Source organism: Bifidobacterium sp. WK041_4_12 (genome assembly GCF_041080795.1).
In the GTDB taxonomy this organism is placed as follows: Bacteria; Actinomycetota; Actinomycetes; order Actinomycetales; family Bifidobacteriaceae; genus Bombiscardovia; species Bombiscardovia aquikefiricola.
Window position 1 is genome coordinate 1430262 of sequence record NZ_CP129674.1, and the last position, 23722, is coordinate 1453983.

At 54.0% G+C, this 23722-nt stretch carries 20 protein-coding genes and 1 tRNA gene; 3 read left to right on the forward strand and 18 right to left on the reverse strand.

What is annotated here, in order from left to right:
* Window positions 1–121 precede the first annotated feature (121 nt).
* The gene (asnB, locus tag QN215_RS06130; RefSeq protein WP_369343456.1) at window positions 122–2017 is read left to right on the forward strand and encodes an asparagine synthase (glutamine-hydrolyzing); all 1896 of its coding nucleotides are present in this window, start codon (window positions 122–124) and stop codon (window positions 2015–2017) included.
* Window positions 2018–2056: 39 nt separating this feature from the next.
* On the opposite strand, the gene QN215_RS06135 is transcribed toward asnB, so the two are convergent.
* The gene (locus QN215_RS06135) at window positions 2057–2875 is read right to left on the reverse strand and encodes a hypothetical protein (RefSeq protein WP_369343457.1); all 819 of its coding nucleotides are present in this window, start codon (window positions 2873–2875) and stop codon (window positions 2057–2059) included.
* Window positions 2876–3077: 202 nt separating this feature from the next.
* Window positions 3078–3671, reverse strand: coding sequence for an NADPH-dependent F420 reductase (locus QN215_RS06140; protein WP_369343458.1), 594 nt, complete (start codon window positions 3669–3671; stop codon window positions 3078–3080).
* Between the two features lie 316 nt (window positions 3672–3987).
* Here QN215_RS06140 and QN215_RS06145 point away from each other — a divergent pair, with 316 nt between their 5' ends.
* Together QN215_RS06145 and QN215_RS06150 are read left to right on the forward strand one after the other, a co-directional pair.
* Window positions 3988–5463 carry an MFS transporter gene (locus tag QN215_RS06145; protein WP_369345096.1) on the forward strand — a complete coding sequence of 492 codons (1476 nt, stop codon included), beginning with the start codon at window positions 3988–3990 and terminating at the stop codon, window positions 5461–5463.
* A gap of 68 nt (window positions 5464–5531) precedes the next feature.
* On the forward strand, window positions 5532–6488 hold the full coding sequence (locus tag QN215_RS06150) for a polyprenyl synthetase family protein (protein WP_369343459.1): 957 nt from the start codon (window positions 5532–5534) through the stop codon (window positions 6486–6488).
* Window positions 6489–6534: 46 nt separating this feature from the next.
* Here QN215_RS06150 and cydC read toward each other — a convergent pair whose 3' ends face one another.
* From cydC to QN215_RS06230, 16 genes are all read right to left on the reverse strand, one after another.
* Complete coding sequence (gene cydC, locus QN215_RS06155) at window positions 6535–8364, reverse strand: thiol reductant ABC exporter subunit CydC (protein ID WP_369343460.1); 1830 nt, start codon at window positions 8362–8364, stop codon at window positions 6535–6537.
* Complete coding sequence (gene cydD, locus QN215_RS06160; RefSeq protein ID WP_369343461.1) at window positions 8354–10072, reverse strand: thiol reductant ABC exporter subunit CydD; 1719 nt, start codon at window positions 10070–10072, stop codon at window positions 8354–8356. The genes cydC and cydD overlap by 11 nt, the downstream gene beginning before the upstream one ends.
* A 97-nt stretch (window positions 10073–10169) precedes the next feature.
* Entirely contained in the window at window positions 10170–11195 is a 1026-nt protein-coding gene (cydB, locus tag QN215_RS06165) for a cytochrome d ubiquinol oxidase subunit II (protein WP_369343462.1), read from the reverse strand.
* Window positions 11192–12661: a cytochrome ubiquinol oxidase subunit I gene (locus QN215_RS06170; RefSeq protein ID WP_369343463.1), complete on the reverse strand. Its 1470-nt coding sequence runs from the start codon at window positions 12659–12661 to the stop codon at window positions 11192–11194. The genes cydB and QN215_RS06170 overlap by 4 nt, the downstream gene beginning before the upstream one ends.
* A 50-nt stretch (window positions 12662–12711) precedes the next feature.
* Window positions 12712–13887: an NAD(P)/FAD-dependent oxidoreductase gene (locus QN215_RS06175; RefSeq protein ID WP_369343464.1), complete on the reverse strand. Its 1176-nt coding sequence runs from the start codon at window positions 13885–13887 to the stop codon at window positions 12712–12714.
* Between the two features lie 259 nt (window positions 13888–14146).
* Window positions 14147–14932: a trimeric intracellular cation channel family protein gene (locus QN215_RS06180; protein ID WP_369343465.1), complete on the reverse strand. Its 786-nt coding sequence runs from the start codon at window positions 14930–14932 to the stop codon at window positions 14147–14149.
* 141 nt (window positions 14933–15073) lie between these two features.
* Window positions 15074–15964 (reverse strand): hypothetical protein, encoded by an 891-nt coding sequence (locus QN215_RS06185; RefSeq protein ID WP_369343466.1) that lies wholly within the window; start codon window positions 15962–15964, stop codon window positions 15074–15076.
* Window positions 15965–16070: 106 nt separating this feature from the next.
* Window positions 16071–16793: a histidine phosphatase family protein gene (locus QN215_RS06190; RefSeq protein WP_369343467.1), complete on the reverse strand. Its 723-nt coding sequence runs from the start codon at window positions 16791–16793 to the stop codon at window positions 16071–16073.
* Window position 16794: 1 nt separating this feature from the next.
* The gene (gene rsfS / locus QN215_RS06195; protein WP_369343468.1) at window positions 16795–17232 is read right to left on the reverse strand and encodes a ribosome silencing factor; all 438 of its coding nucleotides are present in this window, start codon (window positions 17230–17232) and stop codon (window positions 16795–16797) included.
* Between the two features lie 95 nt (window positions 17233–17327).
* Window positions 17328–18731 (reverse strand): bifunctional UDP-N-acetylglucosamine diphosphorylase/glucosamine-1-phosphate N-acetyltransferase GlmU, encoded by a 1404-nt coding sequence (gene glmU, locus QN215_RS06200; RefSeq protein ID WP_369345097.1) that lies wholly within the window; start codon window positions 18729–18731, stop codon window positions 17328–17330.
* Between the two features lie 110 nt (window positions 18732–18841).
* On the reverse strand, window positions 18842–19639 hold the full coding sequence (locus QN215_RS06205; RefSeq protein ID WP_369343469.1) for an HAD-IIA family hydrolase: 798 nt from the start codon (window positions 19637–19639) through the stop codon (window positions 18842–18844).
* Between the two features lie 76 nt (window positions 19640–19715).
* Window positions 19716–19786 (reverse strand) — tRNA-Gln (locus QN215_RS06210).
* A 175-nt stretch (window positions 19787–19961) separates the two neighbouring features.
* The gene (locus tag QN215_RS06215; protein ID WP_369343470.1) at window positions 19962–20978 is read right to left on the reverse strand and encodes a ribose-phosphate diphosphokinase; all 1017 of its coding nucleotides are present in this window, start codon (window positions 20976–20978) and stop codon (window positions 19962–19964) included.
* Window positions 20979–21078: 100 nt separating this feature from the next.
* Entirely contained in the window at window positions 21079–21738 is a 660-nt protein-coding gene (gene nadD, locus QN215_RS06220) for a nicotinate-nucleotide adenylyltransferase (RefSeq protein ID WP_369345098.1), read from the reverse strand.
* 23 nt (window positions 21739–21761) lie between these two features.
* Complete coding sequence (locus tag QN215_RS06225) at window positions 21762–22325, reverse strand: phosphoribosylglycinamide synthetase (RefSeq protein WP_369343471.1); 564 nt, start codon at window positions 22323–22325, stop codon at window positions 21762–21764.
* The gene (locus tag QN215_RS06230; RefSeq protein WP_404978520.1) at window positions 22322–23584 is read right to left on the reverse strand and encodes a glutamate-5-semialdehyde dehydrogenase; all 1263 of its coding nucleotides are present in this window, start codon (window positions 23582–23584) and stop codon (window positions 22322–22324) included. Before QN215_RS06230 ends, QN215_RS06225 begins: the two co-directional genes overlap by 4 nt.
* Window positions 23585–23722 lie beyond the last annotated feature (138 nt).

Sequence of the window (23722 nt, forward strand, 5' to 3'; positions counted from 1 at the left end):
TGGTTCCTCCAATGGCAGGATTCGCCGGAAAAACAACATCATGTGAATGTTTTTCCAAAAAGTCTGCCTGCCCTAAGCCTTGGAGAGAGGATAGATATAGTGAGTTGGGAAGGAAGACAATATGTGTGGGATAGCTGGATTCGTCAGCGATGCACCAGAAGACGTCAAGAGACGCGTACTCAAGGACATGACAGACATCATTGCTCATCGTGGACCTGATTCGGAAGGACATCTCGTTGATGCGCATGCGGCACTCGGGTTCAGGCGTCTGAGCATCATCGACCTCCGGGGCGGCGATCAACCGATCTATAACGAAGACCGCACCATGGCGATCACTTTCAATGGCGAGATCTACAACTTTGAAGAGCTTCGCAAGCAGCTCATCGAGCTTGGACATGATTTCACGACAAAGTCAGATACCGAGGTCATTCTCCACGGCTATGAGCAGTGGGGAACTGGAGTGCTGAACAAGTTGCGCGGCATGTTTGCCTTCGTAATCTGGAATAGCGTAACCAAGGAACTCTTTGGTGCACGAGATCAATTTGGCATCAAGCCATTCTACTATGCAATGATGGGCGATACCTTCATGTACGCCTCCGAAATCAAAAGCATGCTGCAGCATCCTGACTTCGTCAAGACTTTCAATGCCGACGCTCTCAAGCCATACATGACCTTCCAGTATTCGCCGCTTGACGAAACCTTCTTCAAAGGCGTGTTCAAGCTGAAGGAAGGACATTATTTCACTTACAAGAACCACAAGCTCGACATTCACGAGTACTGGGATCCTGCCTTTGGCGAGACCAAGCAGCATCTTGACGATCTGGTGGAGTCCGTTGATGAAACCGTCAAAGATTCTGTCCGACATCACCTGATCGCCGATGTAGAGGTCGGCTCGTTCCTTTCAAGCGGCGTGGATTCCAGCTATGTCACAGCTCTGGCAAAGCCTGAACACACGTATTCAATCGGCTTTGGCAAAGATACATACAATGAGTCCACGCAGGCCAAGGATCTTGCGAAGCTGCTCGATGTCGACAACACCTCGGCAACCGTTAAGGAAGACGAAGCATTCGCATACTTTCCGCAGATCCAATGGTATATGGATGAACCGGATTCGAATCCTTCATGCATCCCACTGTTCTTCCTGGCGAGAATGGCATCACGTGATCTGAGCGTCGTCCTGAGCGGTGAGGGCGCGGACGAGCTGTTCGGAGGATATCTTGGCTACGGCGTGCATACCAGGTCGAAGCTCATCAAGGTCATTACCCGCATCCTCGCCCATCTGCCATCCGGCGTGAGGCAGGGTATCGCGCAATGGTGCAAGGGCAAGTCATTCCATGGGGCATGGCACCTCTACGCAAACCTCTCTCAGGCCGAAAACTCCTTCATCGGACAGGCCAGGGTATTCAACGAGAAAGAGTCGGAGCAGCTGCTCAAGCCTGAATATCGGAATGGCCCTAGCGTCCGCTCAATCGTGTCGCGCATCTATGATCGAATCAAGGGGAAGCATCTGTCCGAGATCAAGAAGAAGCAGTATCTTGATCTTCATCAGTGGATGCCTGGTGACATCCTGCTCAAGGCCGACAAGCTCACCATGGCCAGCTCTCTCGAGCTTCGCGTGCCCCTGCTTGACATGGAACTCATGAAAGTCGCGGAAAAGGTTCCAACCAAGTATCTTATCAACGATGAGAACACGAAATATGCCTTCCGTCTCGCCGCAGCACGCCATATACCCAAAGAATGGTATGATCGCGAGAAACTGGGCTTCCCTGTTCCAATCAAGAAGTGGCTGCGCGAAGAACGCTGCTACCTTCACGTTCGTTCCATGTTCACGAAGGACTTTGTGCCCCAATTCTTCGACCAGCAAGCATTGCTCACCATGATTGATGACAATTATGCAAACCGTGTCGATGCAAGGCGAAAGATCTGGACCATCTATACCTTCCTTGTTTGGTATGACATCTATTTCATCCACGATGGTCTCAAACCAGTTCCCCAGTCGATAGCAACAGCCGCTTGATTTCGTAAACGCTGACCCAACGCTTCTGCCAGACCGTGATCATGCCTTTGCGCACTGTGCAAGGACATTCACGGTCTGTGCTTTTTCACCCTGACTCATGCTGAGATGGTACTGGTGCTTGATCGAGGCGCGCTTTGCCATGTAGTCGCAGCGCCAAGCAATGTTCGAGGGGAGCCATACAGGATTCGTGGCAGCGTCCCAATCCACGCCAGCGCCCTTTGCCTCATTGCTGGCCGCGTCCGAGGCTTGCAGCACTTGCGGGTCGTTGTAATAGGTGACTCGCTCCCCCGCTCTGGATGTTTGCCATAGGCCTGATGCCCAAGCATCCTGCACGGCAACAATATGATCGATCTGAATGGCATCACTCGTCTTGGGACCCTTGAGGAAATGCATGCTCTTTCCGGTATACGGATCAAGGAAATCACCGGATTGGACCTTGCAGTATTGATTCATGGCAACATTGGTCAGATCCCGTTGCAACACGTAGTCTCTGGTTGTTCCGTACCCGCACAGGGAGCTGCTTTTCTGCCAGTCTCCAAATTGACTGTTCCGACTATAGCCCTTGATATGTGGCGTTGCCACATTCGACTGCTGGGCATATCCCAGAGCGACTGCGTAGGAAACAGGTGCTTTGAATGCCGGTGCGAACGAGGCACCGGCATTCCCAGACAATACATCTGAAGTGCGTGAAGCCTCGCTCGATGCGGATGCTTGATTCGATGATCTGCTGGCTTGGTCTGATGCGCTGTGTGCATTCCCAAAGCCTTGCCACACCGCAATAAGCACCACGATGATGAGGGCAGCGAGCCAAGACAGTGGACTGTTGCTGAGTCCAGGCACCTGATGCCGTCTACTCATCAACCATTCTCCTGCCGATTATCATTCCCCTATCGGTCATTGTGCTCCCCTGTCGGTCGTCTCTTCCCCTGCCGACTATTTCACCAAATCGACTTGCAGTCCAGCGCAGCCTGCCTCTTCCAGCTCCACGATAATACACCGCCGAGCACTAGGCATGCGCAGTTCGGCGTCGTCGAGCGTGCGTCAGCACAGAAGACTCCGCTCAGACAAGCTTGAGATGCAAATCCATGTTCTTCCTCTGCATCGCGGTGAAGTATATCCAGAAATAGGCGAATGCTTCCAACTCTCGCGTCTTGCTTAAATCTGTGATGCCTTGGGCATCAAAGCCCGCATCCTTCACGATGGCGACAACCGTATCGACAGACGAAGCATCATTGCCGACTACGAACTGCAGTGCGCCACGAGGGTTTGCCAGCACTGGGGCATCAGCATGGTTAAAGGTCTCAATGATTGTTGAATCCTCAAGAAGCTGCTGTACATGCTCAGCTCCCGAATTGCCGTTGAATGTATTGAATCCTGAAAGATCGGCCTTCAGTGGATTCATCATATCGATGACGATCTTGCCTGCCAACTCGCTGGAATATTGCCGTGCCACTTCATATCCTGCATCATAGGGAAGTGCGACGATGACGATGTCGCTGGCTTTGATGGCTTCTTCAATAGAAACTGCGCCGTCCAGCTTGCCAGGATTACGAAGCCCGACGGTTATGGCATTGCCCGCCTTCTCAAGGGTGGCGGCGATGCTTGCTCCTGCATGACCATATCCAAGAATACTTATGCGATGTTCCATATTCATCCAATCTGTGAATCATCATCTCTCCACTTAAGAAATGATCGAAAACCTTAAGCTTAAGCGTGTTCCAGCAGAGCTGCATTCCATTATGCTCTCGACATGAATCCCTTGGTCTTCAGCGAAACATGCCTTCCTCTCCCCTCGCATTGGGAGCAATACAGCAGATACCGAAGCTTATCTAATCGAAATGTGAGATATCTGACATGCCTCAGGCTATTCCATTCGCACAATCGCATGGTGAAGTGAAGGGACTGTGCCTAGAATGTCCACGCTTGGAAAGCGACGCAAGAGAGTAAAAGCAAGAGAAATGGAACGATCAATGGCCTCCCACCAGAATCAACAGAGCTCAGATACGGATGACACGGCTCAACACCTTTCAAGGAACTGGACGTCCCTCGCCGTGCTGCTCCTGGGAGTGGCTATGTCCATGCTGGACACGACCATCGTCAACGTTGCGCTGCCGACGATACGCGTGAGCCTGAACGCTTCGGAAGCCGTGCTCTCGTGGGTGGTTTCTGGGTATGCTCTTGCCTTCGGTCTCGCATTGATTCCAGCAGGCCGCATAGGCGATAGGATTGGCCACAAATGGGTCTTTACCGTTGGGTTGGCTGGGTTCACGCTTGCGAGCTTCTGGTGCGGAATTTCTGACAGCTCCCTCAATCTGATATGTGCCAGAGTCGTTCAGGGACTGTTTGGAGGCATATTCTATCCAGCGGTAACCGCCCTCATTCAGCTGCTCTTCGTCAAGAGAACCAGAAGCCGAGCATTCTCAGTGATGGGTGCGGTCATCGGTTTCTCCACTGCCATAGGACCGGTTCTGGGTGGCTTGCTTATCGAATGGTTCGGTGAAAGCGATGGCTGGAGATCGGTCTTCTACGTGAATCTGCCTTTCGGCGTGATAGCGGTTATCGGTGGCGCTATTCTGCTCCCCACCGTCACGATGAGCGGACATCACCGAAAGTCGGACATCATTGGACTGGCGCTCATGACATGCGCGCTCAGCGCCTTGCTCGTTCCTCTGATACAGGGTCAAAGTTCAGGATGGCCAATGTGGACGTGGCTTCTGATGATTGCGGGCGTCGTTCTGCTGGCTGTCTTCGCTCTGTGGGAGATTCGACTGGAATCACGCGGCATCGTGCCGCTTATCCCTCCTAAGCTTTTCATAAGAGGCCAGTTCACGGGTGGCGTCATTCTTGCGATCGTCTATTTTGCAGCGTTCACCAGCATTTTCTTTACCCTTTCAATACTGTGGCAGGCAGGGCTGGGACACTCTGCTCTTGAATCCGGGTATATGGCAGCTCCATTCGCCATCGGTTCGATCCTGGGCGCTTCACAAAGTCACCGCCTCGCATATACGCTGGGCAGAACCGTGCTCAGCATTGGAACCGGCATGGTTGCGATAGGGCTCGTATGCATCTGGCTTCTGCTCGCATTGCTTCCGACCGGGCAGTTGAATAACTGGGTGCTGCTGCTTCCGCTGCTCATCGCCGGCATGGGGTCTGGTTTCTTCATCGCCCCGAACGTCGATTTCATCGTCGCCACCGTCAAACGTCCCGATGCCGGTGCAGCTTCAGGCATCGTAGGCACCGCTCAACGCGTCGGCGCAGCCTCGGGCATCGCGATCATCGGCTCACAGCTTTTCGGTTCGCTGAACTTTCCCCATGAACGTATCACACATGCCATTGTGGCAGCGACCTTCACCCATGCCGCATCAGTCGCCATGTTTACGAGTGCAGCCCTCGCAGTGCTTGCTTTCCTGCTGGTATTTGCCTTGCCGCGAAGAATCCAGCACTAGAGCGGCTCCCAGATATGGGTACACTTTAGTGGGACTGTAATGTACATGCTGGGGAAAAGGGAAAGCCATTGAATCAGGAAGTCATACTCGCTCACGATCTGCATCGGGTCAAGGTCAGACTCCATAGCGAGCAGAGCGCCGCTGAACCATATGCTGATCACTATCGCAAGCTTCTTGACAACCACGGCAAGATGCTCAGAGCATCACTGGTACTCCTTTTTGCACGAATGCAGCGTGGAGCATCGGCTCCTCTCGACGATTCAGTCATCACGGGGGCTGCATGCATCGAGATGCTGCATTTGGCGACACTGGTTCATGACGATGTCGTAGACGACGCCGACATGCGACGAAACGAGCCAACAGTACAGACCATAGTCGGTAACAAGGCAGCGATCTATTTAGGAGATCTGATCCTGTCCCGATACATTGAAATCATGGCGCAGATTGCACCAGACTTGGATTTCATGCGTGAGCAGGCATCGATTCTCTGCAAGATCCTCAATGGCGAACTCAGTCAGGAATCTGCACGACATCATACACAAACATCGGTAGATCACTATATTGGTGCCATCACGGGCAAGACTGCCGCCCTGTTCGAACATTCATGCATAACCGGCTTACGTCTAAGCACCAACGGGCATCCGAATCAATCGATGATCGAGGCAGCGGCGACATTTGGCAGACACCTCGGCATCGCCTTCCAGATTGCCGATGACATTGAAGATTTCAATCTTGCCGAGGATACCGGCAAACCGAAGCTCGAAGACATCTCCGACGGCATCTATACGCTTCCCGTTCTCCTGGCGCAACAGGAGAATCCAGCAATCACACAGCTGCTTCGTGACAATGACGTGAATGCCGTTCTCGCATATCTGGACAGCAATCCCCAGATTATCGAGACAAGCAAATCCTGGGCAAGGCAGCACATTGCGCAAGCAGAAGAGATCCTCAGCAAGATGTCGATGGAGCAGGGCATCCGTGATCTGCTCGTGTCGATGCTCGACCGTTTCAGTGCAGGCATCTAGCAATTCCGCGCCTCAACTGCTGGTTGCCAGCAGTTGAGCCGAATGATCACATATCGGCGACATCCATGCGGTAGAGCGTTCTGAATCGTTCGTTGCTTCTATACAGCTCGTCAGGATGACCCTGCATGAGGATGTGTCCATGTTCGAGGAAGACCATCCAGTCGGCATGCTCCAAACCTTGCAGATGGTGTGTGACCCACAGAAGCGTTCTGCGCTCATTCGCTTCGAATATCGTGGACATCAGATGTCTTTCGGTGATTGGGTCCAGTCCAATCGTCGGCTCGTCGAGCAACACGATGGGGGTGTCCTTGACAAGGATTCTGGCCAATGCCAGCCGCTCGCGCTGTCCTCCCGAAAGGGTGCTGCCCATTTCGCCGACTACAGTATTCAAGCCTTCTGGCATCTGGTGGACCGCTTCATCCAATTCCACGGTTTTCAAGGCATTCCAGAGTTCTTCGTCCGTTGCCTCTGCCTTGCCTAGACGGACATTGCTGGCAATGCTCGCCCGGAATATGAACGGGTCTTGATTGAGATATCCGAAGAGATGCTTTCTTGCATCCTGAAGTGCCCGGACGGGAATCCCGTTGATGCGAATCTCGCCGCTTGTGGGAATCAAGTCGCCGAGGAGCAGCTGCAGAATGGTGGTCTTGCCTTCGCCGCTTGGCCCGAGCAATGCAACCTTCTGCCCGACCGTAATATGCAGCGAGAAGTCGTCAAGCAGCAGCGTCTCCTCCGGGCCGTAACGGAAGGTGACGTGATCGAAGTCGATGGATTCTATCGGCCCGTCAAGCGGCTGCTGAGGCATTGACGGCAGCTCATTGGCTGCAACCCGAGCGCTCAATCCATTGAGATGTGCCAGAGATTCGCCATACAGCGGTACCTCTTCCACCGCTTGGGCAACCACGATGAAGCAGTCGATAAGCGGGAAGATTGAGAGCACGACCGCTGCAGCATAGTCCGCCAACGAAGTGGAGGAGGTCATCACCAGGGCTGCGGCAACCATGAGAACTACGGCGGCACATGCGAAGGCCAGCTGAATCCAGAAGTCACGCCAACGGTCGAAGGATTCGCGCGCGCTAGTGCTCTGTGCAATCGTATGGGATTCGCTCTCCCCTGCGCTCACGAATTCCTGTGAACGATGGGTTATCATCCAGTCGCTCAGTCCGAGATATTCCTCGGCAACCTTCGTGTATTCACTGTTGCGCGCAGCCTTCTCGCGGTAATAGTGAATGTCGGCATGCTGCAAGGAAATCATTGGCGCGAGCAGAAGGACCAGCGCAAATATGACCAGAATCAGCAGGCATGTCGGCCATGAGAAGATGCCCATGGAGATGGTGACGAGCACCCAGACGATGAATGCGACGATTGTCGGGAAGATGGTGCGCAGATAGAAGTTCTCCAGATGATCGAGATCATCGGCAAGCACGCCGAGTACGCTGCCAGTCTGCTCATGCTCATTGAGGAACGAGGCATCCTTGGCAAGGGTTTTGTACAGATTGAGACGCAGCTTCGAAACGACGTGCAGCACCCAGTCATGGCTGAGTATGCGCTCTGCGTAGCTGAATGTTGGTCTTCCCAGGCCAAAGGCACGGGTCAGTACGATGGGCACATACACCATCAACACGTTGTATGGGTGTCGAGCGGAGCGACTGATCAGATACCCAGAGGTAAACATCAGACCGGCTGCACACACGAAGGTGAGCGCACCCAGACAGAAGATCAATGCCAGATGCCAACGGTTCTGACGCAGGTATGGCCAGAACCAATGGTCATGCTGCCACGCCTGCAGATAGCTGGTCAAGCCATGATGTGCCGATGTCCTCTGAGTTGCAGCATCTTTTGCACTGATGTCGCTGCTGTTCGTACTAGTCGTCAACGTGACCGCCTCCGATCTCACCGATCAACGCTTGCAGCGGTCCAGCCTCTGTCAGCAATTCCTTGGGTACTCCGCTCTGTACCACCTTGCCCTTGTCCAGCACCACAACCCTGTCAACGCTGTCAAGCCAGTGCAGACGGTGCGTGGCGAAAATAACCAGATGGTGACGCATGATGGGCACCAGTGTCTGTTTCAGCTCATATTCCGTCTCAATGTCCAGGTGGGCGGTTGGCTCATCGAAAAGCAGAATCTCACGGCTGCTATCCAGCGTGACGCGAGCCAAAGCGATGCGTTGGGCCTGCCCGCCGCTGATTGCACGGTTGCCCTCCCCGATGGCAGTGTTCAGACCATCCTTCAAGGTGCTCAGCCAGTCTCCGAGTCCTGCTTGCATGGCGGCCGACTGAATCTGCTCATCAGAGGCATCAGGCGTATAGAAACGAATGTTGTCGGCAATGGTGCCATGGAAGATGTACGGCTTTTGTGGAATATACCAAATATGCCGCTGCCAGGATGCAATGTTCAGATGTGTTGTCGAAATCCCATCCAGAACGATGTTCCCCTCCTGCGGAGCGTGAAACCCTGCGAGCATGTCGATAAGGCTCGATTTGCCTGAACCAGATCGGCCTACTATGGCAATGCTCTGATATCCGTGAACATGCAGGGAAATATCCTGAAGCGCATGAGGCGTCGTGACTGTCGCATCCGACTTCTCTTCGTGTGGCATGTCGTATGCGAAGCTGATGTGAGAGAGTTTGAGGTCACTGTCTTCGCTCCATGCGTCAAGGTTGAGGTCTTCATCGCGGGCAGGATCCGGCGTCTGCAGGACGGTCGTGATGTCATTGAGCGCGTTCTTGCCGTTGAGCGTGGCATGATAATCATTGCCGAACTGTCGGATGGGCAAAAAGTATTCTGGGGCCAGAATCAGCACGAACAGCGCCGGAAACAGCGCTACGCTCGCGTGGATCAGGTTGACACCAAGGAACACCGCAACCACGGCAATGCTCAAGGTCGTGAAAAAGTCCAAAGCGAAGGATGATGACATCGCCACCATGATGACGCTCATCGTGCGTTTGCGGAATCGTTCGCTGACCTTGTATATTTCATCCTCATAGTTGTCGCTCACGCCGAGCATCTTGAGCGTGGGAAGGCCAAGGATCGTATCTACAAAGCGATTGTTTAGATTCTGGAATGCTGCATACTGCTTATCGGATTTATCACGAGCCGCTATTCCCAGAATTGCCATGAAGAACATGAGCAGGGGGAACACCACGAGCAGCACGATTCCTGCCAGCGAATTTTCCCACCAGACGACCACGAGAATCACCACAGGGATGATGCCCATATCCAGCATCTTCGGCATGATGGTTTGAATGTATGTTTTCGTCTGATCCAGCCCATCGAGCAGCATCGTAACGGTTGCGCCAGTCCCCCGCTGAGCCATTGAAGCTGGACCCGCCTTGAAAAGCTTGTGCTGCACCTGTGGGCGCAAGTCCTTGACGACCTGATCGGCAAAATGCGATGCGACCCATTTCTTGCCCACTTCGCAGAGCTGACGGGCGATGAAAGCCGTGACGAAGATGCAGACAGGCAGCACAATCGAGTTCAAGGAGTGGAGCTCCCATATGGAGACCAAGGCACGAGTCAGGCCATACGCCTGCCCAACCGTCGCCACCGCCTGAATCGTGGATAGTAGTGCCAGAACACCCATTCTGGTGCGGAATCCTTGAAACTCGAATAGTTTTTTGTCAATCACGGCAATCAATCCACCATTCTTGTTGACTTCAACTCGATACGGCCATCACAAGCTATCCGACATATGGGGAATGTTCGAGGGTCTTGGTGCTCACTCGGCCTCGCTGCATGACATAGCTCCAGATGATGTAGCCCAGCACGATGGGCAGCAGCATGCACAGGACTCCCGTCATGATTTCCAAGGTCAGCGGGGACGCCGAAGCATCCTTGACCAGCAGATCATGCACTCCGCCAGCGGAAACCATTACCCTTGGGAACATGCCATTGAAGATGAAGGCGATGATGCCCACCAGCGTCACGCCCGAAGCGATGAAGGCCGACGCTCCCCTGCTCTTCACCGCCGAACGATGGCCGTAGATGGTGGAAGCGAGGATGATAACCGTAATCAGCCACGTAGTGACGGGATGGACGCTATAGAAGTCGGTAAAGATCAGTGCCAGCACCACAAAGGCGACAAGAGCGGGATACGCAATCCAATACAGTTTGCTTGACGCGTTGAGCATGTGACGCGCATGATCCTTCTCCATCTTAAGACTGAGGAAATGCAGTCCATGCAGGAAGGAGAAGTACACCACGGCGATGCCGCCAACGACGGAAAGTCCGTTGACGATATCGAAGAAGCCCAGCCAGGCGTTGCCCTGTGCGTCCATCGGTACACCCTGAATCAGACTGGTCAGCATCATGCCAAGGAAGAATGGTGCGAACAGGCTTCCGACAAAGTTTGCCCATTGCCATAGGCTGCGTTCACGTATGGTGAGCGCGTGGCTGGCGAACTCGAAGGATACGCCACGGAGAATCAGCGCGACCAGAATCAGGAAGAGCGGAATGTAATAGCCCGAAAACAGGCTTGCATACCACATCGGGAATGCTGCGAACATCGCGCCACCGGCAGTGATCAGCCACACTTCATTGCCATCCCAGTGAGGACCGATGGCTCTCAGATACAGCTGACGTTCCGTATCGTTCTCAGCCATGAAACGGGTAGCCATGCCCACGCCGAAGTCAAATCCTTCGAGTAGAAGGAATACGGCAAACAACAGCGCTACAACGCAGAACCATAAAATCTGTAACACACTCATGCGAGGCTCACACTCCTATCGGCAAGTTTGCTCTGCTGCGACTCCACGTCAGAGATCAACGAACCCTTCCGGGCTGGAACCTTTCCATCGCCGTCGGGACCTTGATACAGCACTCGGCGCGAGTAGGTGATCATGACGGCTCCAATGACCAGGAACAGCAGGAAGTAGACAAGGTTGGTGAAGAACAGGCTGGGAACGGTTGCCGTTGGCGAAACACCATCCGCGATGGTCAGCATGCCATATACCAGCCACGGGTAACGACCGAGTTCGGTGATAAGCCATCCACCGGTGTTGCCGATGAAGGGCAGGAAGGTACATACGCCGATGATCCAGAGCAGCCACTTCGTCTTGTACAAGGTGTTCTTGTTCTTTCTCGTTCCCCACAGCGCCAGAATCGACACCAAGGCGGCGGCAAAACCGACTGCTGACATGAATCGGAAGCTCCAGAACAGCACATTGACGGGAACGTAATAGTTCATGTCCTTGCCGAATTTGCTGTCATACTGAGCATGCAACTGCTTGTTGACCGTATTCATGCCCTCAACCGAGCCTGTTGTCCTGTGATAGGTCAGCAGGGAAAGCATGTATGGCACTTCGATGCCATGGGCGGTCTTGTCGTTCTCGTTGATCAGCGATACCACTGACCAGGAGGCAGGATCGCCAGAATCCTCGTAGAGAGCCTCAGTGGCGGCAAACTTCATCGGCTGGTCGTGAACGACGAACTGTGTCTGCAAATCGCCGGCATAGATGGACAGCACGGCACCGATAAGGGTCACCACAGCGCTGAATCTCACCGACTTGGTGAAGAAGGCACGGTCTGACTCGCTGCTCTGCGTCTTCTTGTGCAGCAGACCAAACGCTGCCATGCCCAAAATGACCATGGCTCCGGTCAGCACGGCTCCAGCGAGCACATGTGGGAACTGTCTCCACAGCTGTGGATTGCCCAGCACGTCCCAGAAGTTTCTGAGTCTGACATGCCCGGTCTTGGTATCGATCTCGAAGCCGGTGGGATGCTGCATGAAGCTGTTGGCGGCAAGAATCCAGATCGCTGAAAGAATCGAGCCGAGGCAGGTAAGCCACATGAACATTGCATGGATGCCTGGCTTGAAGCGATTCCATGTAAACATCCAAGCGCCTATGAACACGGATTCGAGGAAGAATGCAAGCAAGGCCTCGATTGCCAGAGGTGCACCGAAGATATCGCCCATGAAACGCGAATAATTGGACCAGTTCATGCCGAACTGGAATTCCTGAATGATTCCGGTCACGACGCCGACAGCAAAGCTCAGCAGGAAGATCTTCCCCCAGAACTTAGCCATCTTCAGATATATGTCATCTTTCTTGAATACGTAGATTGTCTCCATGATGGCCACGCTTAAGGCCAGACCAATGGACAATGGAACGTAGAAGAAGTGGAATATCGTTGTCATCGCGAACTGAAAACGAGATAGACCCAAGATATTCACGTGTGCACTTCCTTTCTCGCACCTACATCAATTATGCAACAGCGTCAGTCTCAGCGGCTGGCAAGCATTTCCTTCACGTGCGCCAGCTCCAAAACGGAACGGTCGTTTACCAGACGTTTGAGGAGACCAACCTTGTGACCCTTGAACTTCCAGTGGCCCATTTGGTCGATTTCCGCCACACCAGAGCCGGGTCCCAGTGAACAGACGGTTCCGACACTGGAGAATTGGAAGTCGTGCGTAGGTTTGCCTGCGAGCAGAGCCACTATGTTCTCCGCCGCGCAGTCGGCCTGCGCGACTGCGATCTGGGCAGTCGTCGGATAGAAGCGGCCAGAATCGGGATTGGGCACGGCGGCCACATCACCAATCAGGAACTCATGAGGATGATCCTTCACGCTCAGATTGTTCTCGACAACTACACGATTGCGCTTCTGAGCGTAGCCAGAATCGCAGATAACGTGGCTGCCTTGCACGCCTGTCGTCCAGATAATGATGTTGCCTGGGAATTCCTTGTCGTTGCTCACAACCGAATGCTGTCTGACCTCGGTTATCGGTGTGCCGCTATGCATGGTGATGCCATGATCGGCAAGGAACTTCACCGCCCATGAAGAAAGATTTTCGGGAAGCATGGGAAGAATGGTTTTCCCAGCTTCGATGCAGTCCACGGTGATGCCGTTTTGTGGAAGATCATATTGTTTGTTCCACACGGGAATGCGCTCAACCAGTTCGCCGAGCAGCTCGATGCCGGTGAATCCTGCGCCGCAGACAATGATATGCAAGTCATTCTCGTCGTGACTTGTCGCATAATTGGCAAGCGTGTGCTCGATGTGATCTCGCACAGCCAGCGCGGAATCAATGTTATTGAAGGAAAGCGAGTATTCGTCAACGCCTTTGATGCCGAAGCTTTCACTTTCAAAGCCCAGCGCATTCACCAGATAGTCATATGCCACCGGTTGAGAATGCTTGAGCACGACCTGCTGCTTGTCTCTGTCGATGGAAGTCACGGTATCGACGATGAAATCAACTGAGTCCGGTAGCACTGCGCGAATATCGAAGCTGATGTCGGAAGGCTCCTTGTTGCCAACGGCCACCTCATGCAATTGCGTGGATTCGTAGTGATATTCGTTGTCATTGATCAGCACGATATGCGCATCGACTTTTTCGTGAGTCAGCCGCTTCACCATGCGTAGACCTGCGTAACCACCGCCAAGGACTGCAATCGTTTTCATAATAGACCCCCCTCGCACCATCATAGATCCCGGACTTCAGCATCCATAAATCCTGAAATTGGCCGTATAGGAACAAAAATCGACATTCAACTTTATCATGTCTTCACATCTGCGTGCAGACTGCAAAGCCGAAGTCTCAGTTTTCAATGAACCCCATTACCGTGCCGATCTCGAACTCATATGATACCGAATGGTTATTTTAATACCTCTTGCTCGCGTCGATACCGTTTTTCGTGATCTTTGTGAGACATCTCTCATTTCATGACCTTGACGGATGCTCCGTCGAAGGATGCGATGATGTAGGCACATCATCGGGAACTTCGCGCACCGATACGTTGGGGTGAATAACAGGTCTGCGAAGATAGCGGGTTTGCGTGATCAGATGCATATGAGTGCGCTTTGCAGCTCCAGGAAGCATGATGTTGAATTTCACGGAAAGAATTCGCATGGCCACGACAATCACCACTATGAGAATGTCGAGCGCCATCTCCTGACTGATGTCCAGCATGCGAGCCTTGACGAACTTGCCCACGATGACAGTGAGTACACAGCCAAAGAAGGATGGAACCGCGTACCAATGCTTGTCCCGAATGATTATTGGAACTTCATTGATGAGGATATCGCGGATAAGACCACCGGCGAGCGCGGTAATCATTCCCATGAACACTGCTGTCATGCCCGAAGTGTCGTATGCCATGGCCTTGGCTGTGCCGTTGACGGCGAACAGTCCCAATGCCATCGCATCGACAACGATCAGTGTCCAGATGAAATGACTGATCTCAAGATAGGCAAGCGCCACAACGATGCCGGATGCGAGCGCTGAGAGCACGAGTCCTCTATCGCTTATGCCCGCAGGGGGAACTGATCCGAGGAGAACGTCGCGGACTATGCCCCCGCCCAATGCGGTCACCCATGAGATGATGAGAATCGAGAAGATGTCATAGTGCTTGCGCACGGCTGCCAGTCCGCCCGCCAACCCTGAGCAGAATACGGCAAGATATTCGATGCCCATAAAAATGGCATTACTCTCTAACGCAACCTTCATGACTCTCCCCGCAGTGATCTCCGCGAAACCGCTGTACTCTCACATACACCGAGCGTATCGCCAACCATGCATCACTGCAATATGACATATGACTCTGTGACATATGACCCTGTGACATATGCCCCTGTGGCCCATTGCGATTCAGTGTGAGGACGTCGTTGATCCTGCTTCTGGCTGAGCGGTGGACGAGCTTGCCGAGGCAGACGGTGAGGTGCTGCTCGAACTGCTCGCTGATGCCGATGAACTTGGACTGCTGGAAGATGATGACGATGGGGTTGACGAGCTTCCAGAGCTCTGAGACGAGCTTGAGGATGGCGTGGCGGTGGAGTCGTCGTTTGTTGGTGCATGACTTGAAGGTGAAGCCTGTGACGGTTCCGGTTCGCTTGTCTCTTCGTTGGAACGGCTTGGACGAGGGCCGTTCGGCGTCGTATTGGACTGTGAGGGTTCTGGTGCAGCGGTTTTGCTTGGGCTCACGATGTTGCGGACGACCTGATCGGTGCCCTGGCCATTCGTCACGGCGTAGATGATGCCGGCCGTGCCACCGAATGCGACGATCGCACTGACTATGGCAACGATCAAAACCTTGCGTTTGCGCCCATCAAGTTTGTGCCCACCAAAGGGTGAAATCTTGGGTTTGCCTGTAATCTTGGTTTCACCTGCACCGTTCGCATGTGTCGAATGCCCGACAGCCTGCCTTCCAGTACGCTTCGACGTAGCGTCTGAAGCCGGTAAGGTCTGCGTTGCTTCGAGGTCTGACTGATCTTCAGACGTGGATTTGTCATCATCCCCATCGTTTTCTGAACGATTGGGGTTGTAGTGTACGCTGACGACGGTTTTCTGGATTTTCTTGCTGGATTCATCAAGTACTCGCTGATAGATCTGCGTCGTCACCGTCGAGACAATTGAACCAACGGCAACGCCAATGACCGAGCCAGCAATGCCGATCTTTGCAGATAGCAGGAAAGCCGTGACAGCGGCCAAAGCTCCTGCAAATATCTGTGCCCACGAGATATTGTGGAAAAATCGTTTCACAGCCAGCTCCCCTTATGCATCAGTCGTTGTATTGCCCTACGCAACTGTAGAAGACTCTAATGGGACACGCTGAACATTTTCTGAACGAGGTGCACTGCCGCGGAACTCAATGTCCGGAAATGTGAGGGTCTTCCCATTTTTCCGTCTCCGCGACGGAAGGTCCATGGTTGTAATCGATCATCCGCCAGCGCAGAGACCCATCGGGCATGTCGAGCGGAATCAGATGCGTCCAGTGAGCATTGCGCATGGAAATCAGACTCGCGAAGTCATCATGTATCAGGTTCAGTCCCAGCAGCGTCTGCAAGGTTTGAGAAATCCAGGCACCATGCGAGAACATGAAGAGATCGGTATCTGAACCTGCTCGTGAGGACCAATCCATGATCGCTGCAACGCCACGCTTGCCAACCTCTTCCTTGGGTTCAGCGCCATGCTTGAGTTCGCCACCCTGATAGTTTGCCCACAGCTTGTAATCCTGTGGCCACTTCGAACGCATTTCAGAAAGTGACAGGCCTTCCCAGTCTCCGAAGCTGCGCTCTCGGACTCGTTCATCTGTGTGAATCTCAATGCCGAGCGGGTCTGCAAAGGCGTGCGCGGTTGCCATGGCCCGTCCCAAATCCGATGATACGACAATCTGATGCGCCTGTTCCAGCACGGGGTTGACGTAGAGTTCGCCCAACGCAGCAGCGGTCTGCTGAACCTGCCATTGGCCCACTGAATCGAGCGGTATGTCGATCTGGCCCTGCAAACGCTGCGCAGCGTTATACGCAGTTCTTCCGTGGCGTACCAAGGTGATCGAACGCGCGTGCGGATGAGAGCTTGTGACACTCATGTCAGTTGCCTTGCGCAGGATTGGACGAATTCATGTCCGATGACGCAGAATTATCCGCTTCGGCATCTGCAGTGTGCTCCGGCAAATCCAACTCGATCGGTGGGCAATCACGCCAGAGCCGTTCCAGATCGTAATATTCGTGTGCCTCAGGATTCATCACATGGATGACGAAATCGCCATAGTCAAGCAGAATCCACTGAGCTTCCTGCAGCCCTTCACGCGAACGTGCATCTCGCTGCTTACTGATATGAAGCTGCTTCTCGATCTCCTCCGCTATGGCAAGCACCTGACGGTCATTGTTACCGACTGCAATCATGAAAATATCGGTTATTGCGAGTGGCTGCGTCACATCAAACGCCACGATGTGCTCAGCCTTGATTGCATCAGCTGCACGTGCTGCAACCTTCACGCAATCTATTGAGTCCTGAACTGCCGACACGAATCCGCCCTTCTTCTTACCATGCTGTCTTACGCATTGTCCTACCCATTATGCCGCATGTTCAGCGCTATGCCCGAACATGCGAATATATTCGCTCAGCGCTGCCAGGCAGGCTTCCAATGCTTCTTCTCATGCTGCGTATTTTCGGAATACACCATGGAGCCATCGGCAACCTGGTGGCGAATCACCGATCCGGCACCAGTGGTAACCCCATCGCCGACCTCAACGGGAGCGACGAACACATTGTCGGCTCCCACATGCACGTTCGAGCCAATTTCCGTATGGTTCTTGTGTACGCCGTCATAATTGGCCGTTATCGTTCCACCGCCAACGTTGGTGTGTTCCCCGATGTGGGCATCGCCGATATAGCTCAGATGGGGAACCTTCGAATCCTTGTCGACATGGGCCTTCTTCATTTCCACGAAGGCACCCGCCTTGGTGCGTTCCTTCAGCTCGTTGCCCGGACGCATGTACGTCCACGGGCCGATGTTCGCCTCGGCACCGATATGCGATTCCTGCACCCTCGAGCGCTCGACGGTCGCACCCTCGTCAACCCGTGCATCGATCAGCGTGGTATACGGGCCGACCACCGCCTGACTGGCAATAACCGTATGCCCTTGCAGGAAGCACCCGGGAAGCACCGTGACATCGTGAGCTATCTCAACGTCATCTTCGATCCACGTGGTTTCCGGATCGAGAATCGTCACTCCATTGAGCATCCAACGTTCGCATACACGTCGGTTGTGTGCCTTCGCGAGATGTGCCAACTGGATGCGATCATTCACACCTTCGACGGTAAGCGCATCCGAAGCCGAGAATGCTCCGACATGCCTTCCCTGCCGACGTGCCTCTTCAAGTGCGTCCGTAAGGTAGAATTCGCCTTGGGCGTTGTCGGCATCAAGCCCCTTAACTGAAGCGCTCAAGACGTCGGCATCAAAGACATATACGGAAGTGTTCACCTCATGTACCGCCAGTTCGGTGCTGTTCGCATCCTTCTGCTCGACAATGCGAAGCACGTTGCCCTGCTGATCGCGGATAATGCGTCCATAGCCGTGCGGGTTGTTAAGCATGGCGGTCAGCACGGTTGCACCGTTGCCGCTTTCGAGATGGGCATGGATCAAGGACTGCAAGGTCTGAGCATCCAGCAAAGGCATATCCGAGGCAGCAATGAGCACCGGTCCCGAGAAGGTACTGCTCTCTTGTTCACTACACGGTTGTTCACTACACAGTTGCTTCATGGCGCACTGAACCGCACGCCCCGTTCCTGGAACGTCATCCTGACGGATGATGACTGCATCATCATCGTAGGATCGTGCTGCTGCGGCCACGCGTTCGGCCTGATAGTGCACCACGACTGCCAGTCTGCCAGGATTGAGCTGCTGAACTGACGATATGACGCGGTTGAGCAAGGTCTTGCCACCCAGCGTGTGCAGCACCTTTGGAGTCTCGGAACGCATGCGGGTGCCCTCGCCCGCTGCCAGAATGATCGCAGCGGATATGCCTTCATCGCACTCGTGCTGAAGTTGTTCGTCGTGCTGCGCTTGCTGTGAATGCTCTATTGTCAATGTCTCGCCTTGATGTGTTGTTCTGCTTGCAAAATCGCCACGGCTCAAAGCTCAACCTCGCCTGTCTGCGCAACGGGTATGAGATCCTTGATGCCGTCGACGACCCAGTCTGGACGGAATGGGAAAGTCTCTACCTCATTGCGCTGCGTGATGCCCGAAAGGACAAGGAAGGTGTTCAGTCCAGCTTCGACTCCAGCCATGACATCGGTTGCCATGCGGTCACCGATCATGGCAGTTGTTTCCGAATGGCCGCCAACGCGATTCAAGGCGGTGCGGAACATGATGGGATTGGGCTTGCCGACGAAGTACGGCTCTCGACCTGTCGCCTTGGTAACCAGGGCTGCAACCGAGCCCGCTGCAGGCAGAACGCCAAGCTCGCTTGGGCCGGTCGGATCGGGATTGGTGCACAGGAATCGCGCACCTCCAAGAATGAGACGAATGGCCGTCGTGATGGCCTCGAATGAGTAGGTTCTTGTCTCGCCAAGAATGACATAGTCCGGCTTGGAGTCTGAAAGCACATACCCTGCCTCGTGCAGCGCTGTGGTGAGTCCGGCTTCGCCGATGACGTATGCCGAACCCTTGGGAATGGTGCGCGACACGAAGTCAGCGGTCGCCAATGCAGATGTCCAGATGTTTTCTTCAGGAACGTCGATGCCGCTGCGTTCTAGGCGTGCGGCCAAGTCTCGAGGCGTGTAGATGGGATTGTTCGTAAGCACCAAGAAACGTCGATTATTGCTCTTGAGGGTGTCAATAAATTCCGCTGCACCTGGAAGAGCAGTGTTTTCATGGACAAGAACACCGTCCATATCGGTCAGCCAGGTTTCGATTTTTGTAACCGTCATCGCAGATCCTTTCCTCCGACCGGAAAGCTTGCCGGTCGCCAGCGATATTGCATAACGACCGGTTGGCCCAACTTCGTTCCCCCACCTGGATTCGAACCAAGACTAGAGGTTCCAAAGACCCGTGTGCTGCCATTACACCATGGGGGAAAAGCGGAACGCATTCCGCCAACAAAACATTATGCCATGTTCTGTGGATTTAGAAAGTCCCGGCATGGCGAAAACTTCAGCTACCCCGGGTTCGCAAGACCTTTGAAACTGAAATTGCCACATGCCGAACGTTCGGCATGTGGCAATTTCAGGCAGAAGCCAGACTGAGCTGCGGTCAGGCGAACAGGAATCCCTGTCCGTGGTGCTCGGGATAGGTGTCGAAGAGCTCTGCGACAGAGCCGTCATCGAACACGGCCTTGATTGCACTGGCTAGAAGCGGTGCGATGGAAAGGACGGTGAGTCCGTCCCAGCGCTTTTCTTCAGGAATCGGAACGGTATCGGTCAGGACAACCTCGCGAGCCCCGCAGTTCTTCAAACGCTCAACTGCCGAAGCGGAAAGAATTCCATGCGTTGCCACCACGGTGATCGAGTGAGCTCCAGCCTCGTGCAACACGTTGATTGCCTGAATGATGGTGCCACCGGTATCGATCATGTCATCGACAAGCACGCAGTCCTTGCCTTTCACGTCTCCAACGACGCGGTTGGCAACAGCCTGATTTGGACGTGTGATATCTCTCGTCTTGTGAATGAAGGCGAGCGGACCGCCACCAAGTCGCTGCGCCCACTGCTCTGCAACGCGAATACGACCAGCATCTGGCGAAACGACGCTGATGTTGGAAAGATCAAGACGATCTCTGACATAGTCGACAAGCACCGGCATGGCGATCAAGTGGTCAACCGGGCCGTCGAAGAATCCCTGAGACTGAGCTGCATGCAAATCGACCGACATGATGCGGTCGGCTCCCGCAGTCTTGAGCAGGTCGAACATCAAGCGGCAGGAAATGGGTTCACGGCCACGATGCTTCTTGTCCTGTCTTGAATACCCGAGGAATGGGCATACGGCAGTAATGGAACGCGCAGAAGCTCGCTTAAGCGCATCAATCATGATGAGCTGTTCCATGATGGACTTGTTGATTGGTGTTGTATGACTTTGCAGTACGAATACGTCAGCACCGCGAACCGATTCGGTGTAGCGAACGTACATCTCGCCATTGGCGAAGTCATAAGCGGTTGTTTCCAACACCTCAATCCCCAACTGCTCTGCCACATCTGCAGCTAGCTTAGGATGAGACCTACCAGCAACCAGAATCAGATTCTTATCCGGATTTCCTTCGAGAATTGTGCTCACCATTTCTCCAAACTTGGTGTCATTGAAGCGGACAACATCACATAATAACTGCCTACTGTGACAGAAAGCTTTTTGGTGCCGACACTGCTGTCTCAGGCCGCATTCAGCTGCGGTACAGGCCGTGTTTGCCTATGTATTGCACAACGCCGTCAGGAACCAGATACCATATGGGCTCCTGTTTCTCGCAGCGTCTTCTCACATCGGTAGACGATATCGAAAGCGCAGGAATCTCGAGCATGTCGACACTATGTGGCGGCAGATCAAGATTTTTCGTCGTCGAGGAATATCCGGGTCGCGACACGGCCACAAAGTGAGCCAGATCCCACATCTGCTCAAAATCCTTCCACTGCATGATCTCGGCGACGGCATCGGCACCAGTGATGAAGAACAGTTCTGCATCGGGTCGTGCAGCCTTGATGTCTCGAAGCGTGTCGATGGTGTAGGTCACGCCGGGCCGATCAATGTCGACTCGAGACACCGTGAACTTTGGATTGGAAGCCGTGGCGATGACCGTCATCAAATACCGGTCCTCCGCGTTGGTGACCGTCTTGTCAAGTTTGAAGATCGGACGCCCAGTCGGTACGAAAATGACCTCATCCAAGTCATAGACCCAGGCCACCTCTGATGCTGCAACCAAATGCCCATGGTGAATGGGATCGAAGGTGCCGCCCATGATGCCCACTCTCGGCACCAGATGCTTGTTGCCGCGCGCAGAAAGTCGACTCGAATGGGCGATGTTTCGTTCCGTCGAAAGCGTGGCCATATGTCGTCTTGCAACAGCTTCCGTCACGCCTTGTTCTCCTGTTCGTCGCGCTCTTCGCTCTGGTGGTGCTGATGGTCCGTTTCCACCTTCATGCGTTCGATGTCGTCAACGGTCGGATTCGCATTGTCCGGATCGATTCGATCCATGTCTGCAGCCCATTCCTCTTGCACAACCCTGCTGATTTCAGCGAAGGTCGGCAGTGGAAAGTCTGGCTGATAGATTCTTCGCACCTCCGCCACACGTTCGGTAATGCGTATCAGCGTGTCTGCAAGCCCGTCGATGTTGCCCGCTCTTTCCATGTTCTGGAAGCGTGGGATGTAGCCTTCCATGCTGGCAATCTGCTCGTGTACGGTCGCCAGCTGCTGGGCGCCAACATCGACGACATCCTCGGCATCCTGTTCGGGCCAACCGATCAGCACGGCGTCCGCGTATTCCAGAGAAGCTCGCTGTGCGGCCGTGGCGATGCCGTCCTCAATCTGAACGAGGAACACGTATCGAGTCAGACTTAAACGTTCCGATGCCACGCGAAGCCAGATTTTCGGATCTTCCGATGCTTCGCGTATGCGCTTGACAACCGCTTCATTCATGGACGTATCTGCCCCATTCCGTATCCAATCCATTTGGTCGTGGTCAGTTCCTGGAGTCCCATCGGACCTCTTGCATGGAGTTTCTGCGTGGAGATGCCCAGCTCTGCACCAAGACCAAACATGCCCCCGTCGGTGAACCGCGTCGAGGCATTCACCATAACCACCGCAGAATCAACACGTTTCGTGAATTCTTCGATTGCCGCATAATCCTGTGAAAGAATCGCCTCGGTATGCCCGGTCGAATACCGGTTGATGTGCTCGATGGCTTCATCCATCGAGTCGACCGTTTTGATTCCCATCTTGAGCGCAAGGTATTCAGTGTCCCAATCTTCAGCTTCCGCAGCCTGGAGTTGCAAGCCTTCGATGGCCTCGATGCTATCTGCCCCTTCGATGATGTCCTTGGAAATCGCATCTGCATGGAGTTCGACCTGGTATGTGGACAGGGCACGGGCAATCACTGGTAGGAATTCCTTGGCGACATCCTTGTGAACGAGCAGCTTCTCTGCGGCGTTGCAGACACCGACACGCTGCGTTTTCGCATTGATGATGATGGGAACGGCCTTGTCCAGATCGGCGGCAGAGTCCACATAGATGTGAACGTTGCCCGCTCCAGTTTCAATGACCGGTACCTTGGAATTCTCGACGACCGAACGAATCAGTCCAGCTCCGCCGCGTGGCACCAGCAAATCGATGTATCCACGAGCCTGCATGAGCGCGTCGGCTCCCGCTCGTCCAAATTCGTCAACCGATAGCACAAGATTACTGGAAAAGCCCTGATCGGTGAGCGTCTGGGCGATGACGCTCAGAATGGCCTTGTTGGTTTCCTGGGCGGCATGACCACCGCGGAGCAGCACGGCATTGCCCGATTTCAAGGTCAGGGATGCAACGTCAATCGTCACATTGGGGCGAGCCTCATAAATCATGCCGACCACGCCAAGCGGAACACGAACCTGAGTGAGTCTAAGACCATTCGGCAGATTGTTGCCGCGAACCATCTCCCCAACGGGGTCAGGAAGTCCTGCCACATTGCGCACACCATCAGAGGTGGCGGCAATGCGCTCGACGGTAAAATGCAAGCGGTCCAGCAGACCCTGCGACATGCCGCCGTCATATGCTGCTTGCATGTCCACCTCGTTGGCAGCAGCGATGTCATCCGCATGCTCTACCAGCGCATCGGCAATCGCGTTCAGCAGAAGATTCTTACTCTGGCTGGTCGCCTGGGCAAGGCGCGTCTGTGCCTTGCGAGCCTTCGTCGCCATAGCGCAGACCTGTTCAAGCACTCGGGCGAACGGCACCGAAGATGACGCTGTTGATGACATGGATGATGACACCGTTGATGACACCGTAGCGTCTGCTGTCTGCGATTGAGCAGAGCCTGAGGATGGTGACGACGATGA

Excerpts from the sequence above, each read along its gene's own strand:
- QN215_RS06230 (WP_404978520.1), bottom strand. The coding sequence starts at position 23,584 with ATGGCGACGAAGGCTCGCAAGGCACAGACGCGCCTTGCCCAGGCGACC.
- cydB (WP_369343462.1), bottom strand. The coding sequence starts at position 11,195 with ATGAGTGTGTTACAGATTTTATGGTTCTGCGTTGTAGCGCTGTTGTTT.
- QN215_RS06205 (WP_369343469.1), bottom strand. The coding sequence starts at position 19,639 with ATGACGGTTACAAAAATCGAAACCTGGCTGACCGATATGGACGGTGTT.
- QN215_RS06215 (WP_369343470.1), bottom strand. The coding sequence starts at position 20,978 with ATGGTGAGCACAATTCTCGAAGGAAATCCGGATAAGAATCTGATTCTG.
- QN215_RS06135 (WP_369343457.1), bottom strand. The coding sequence starts at position 2,875 with ATGAGTAGACGGCATCAGGTGCCTGGACTCAGCAACAGTCCACTGTCT.
- QN215_RS06190 (WP_369343467.1), bottom strand. The coding sequence starts at position 16,793 with ATGAGTGTCACAAGCTCTCATCCGCACGCGCGTTCGATCACCTTGGTA.
- QN215_RS06145 (WP_369345096.1), top strand. The coding sequence starts at position 3,988 with ATGGCCTCCCACCAGAATCAACAGAGCTCAGATACGGATGACACGGCT.
- QN215_RS06180 (WP_369343465.1), bottom strand. The coding sequence starts at position 14,932 with ATGAAGGTTGCGTTAGAGAGTAATGCCATTTTTATGGGCATCGAATAT.
- nadD (WP_369345098.1), bottom strand. The coding sequence starts at position 21,738 with ATGGCCACGCTTTCGACGGAACGAAACATCGCCCATTCGAGTCGACTT.
- QN215_RS06175 (WP_369343464.1), bottom strand. The coding sequence starts at position 13,887 with ATGAAAACGATTGCAGTCCTTGGCGGTGGTTACGCAGGTCTACGCATG.
- asnB (WP_369343456.1), top strand. The coding sequence starts at position 122 with ATGTGTGGGATAGCTGGATTCGTCAGCGATGCACCAGAAGACGTCAAG.
- cydD (WP_369343461.1), bottom strand. The coding sequence starts at position 10,072 with ATGGGTGTTCTGGCACTACTATCCACGATTCAGGCGGTGGCGACGGTT.
- QN215_RS06225 (WP_369343471.1), bottom strand. The coding sequence starts at position 22,325 with ATGAATGAAGCGGTTGTCAAGCGCATACGCGAAGCATCGGAAGATCCG.
- QN215_RS06140 (WP_369343458.1), bottom strand. The coding sequence starts at position 3,671 with ATGAATATGGAACATCGCATAAGTATTCTTGGATATGGTCATGCAGGA.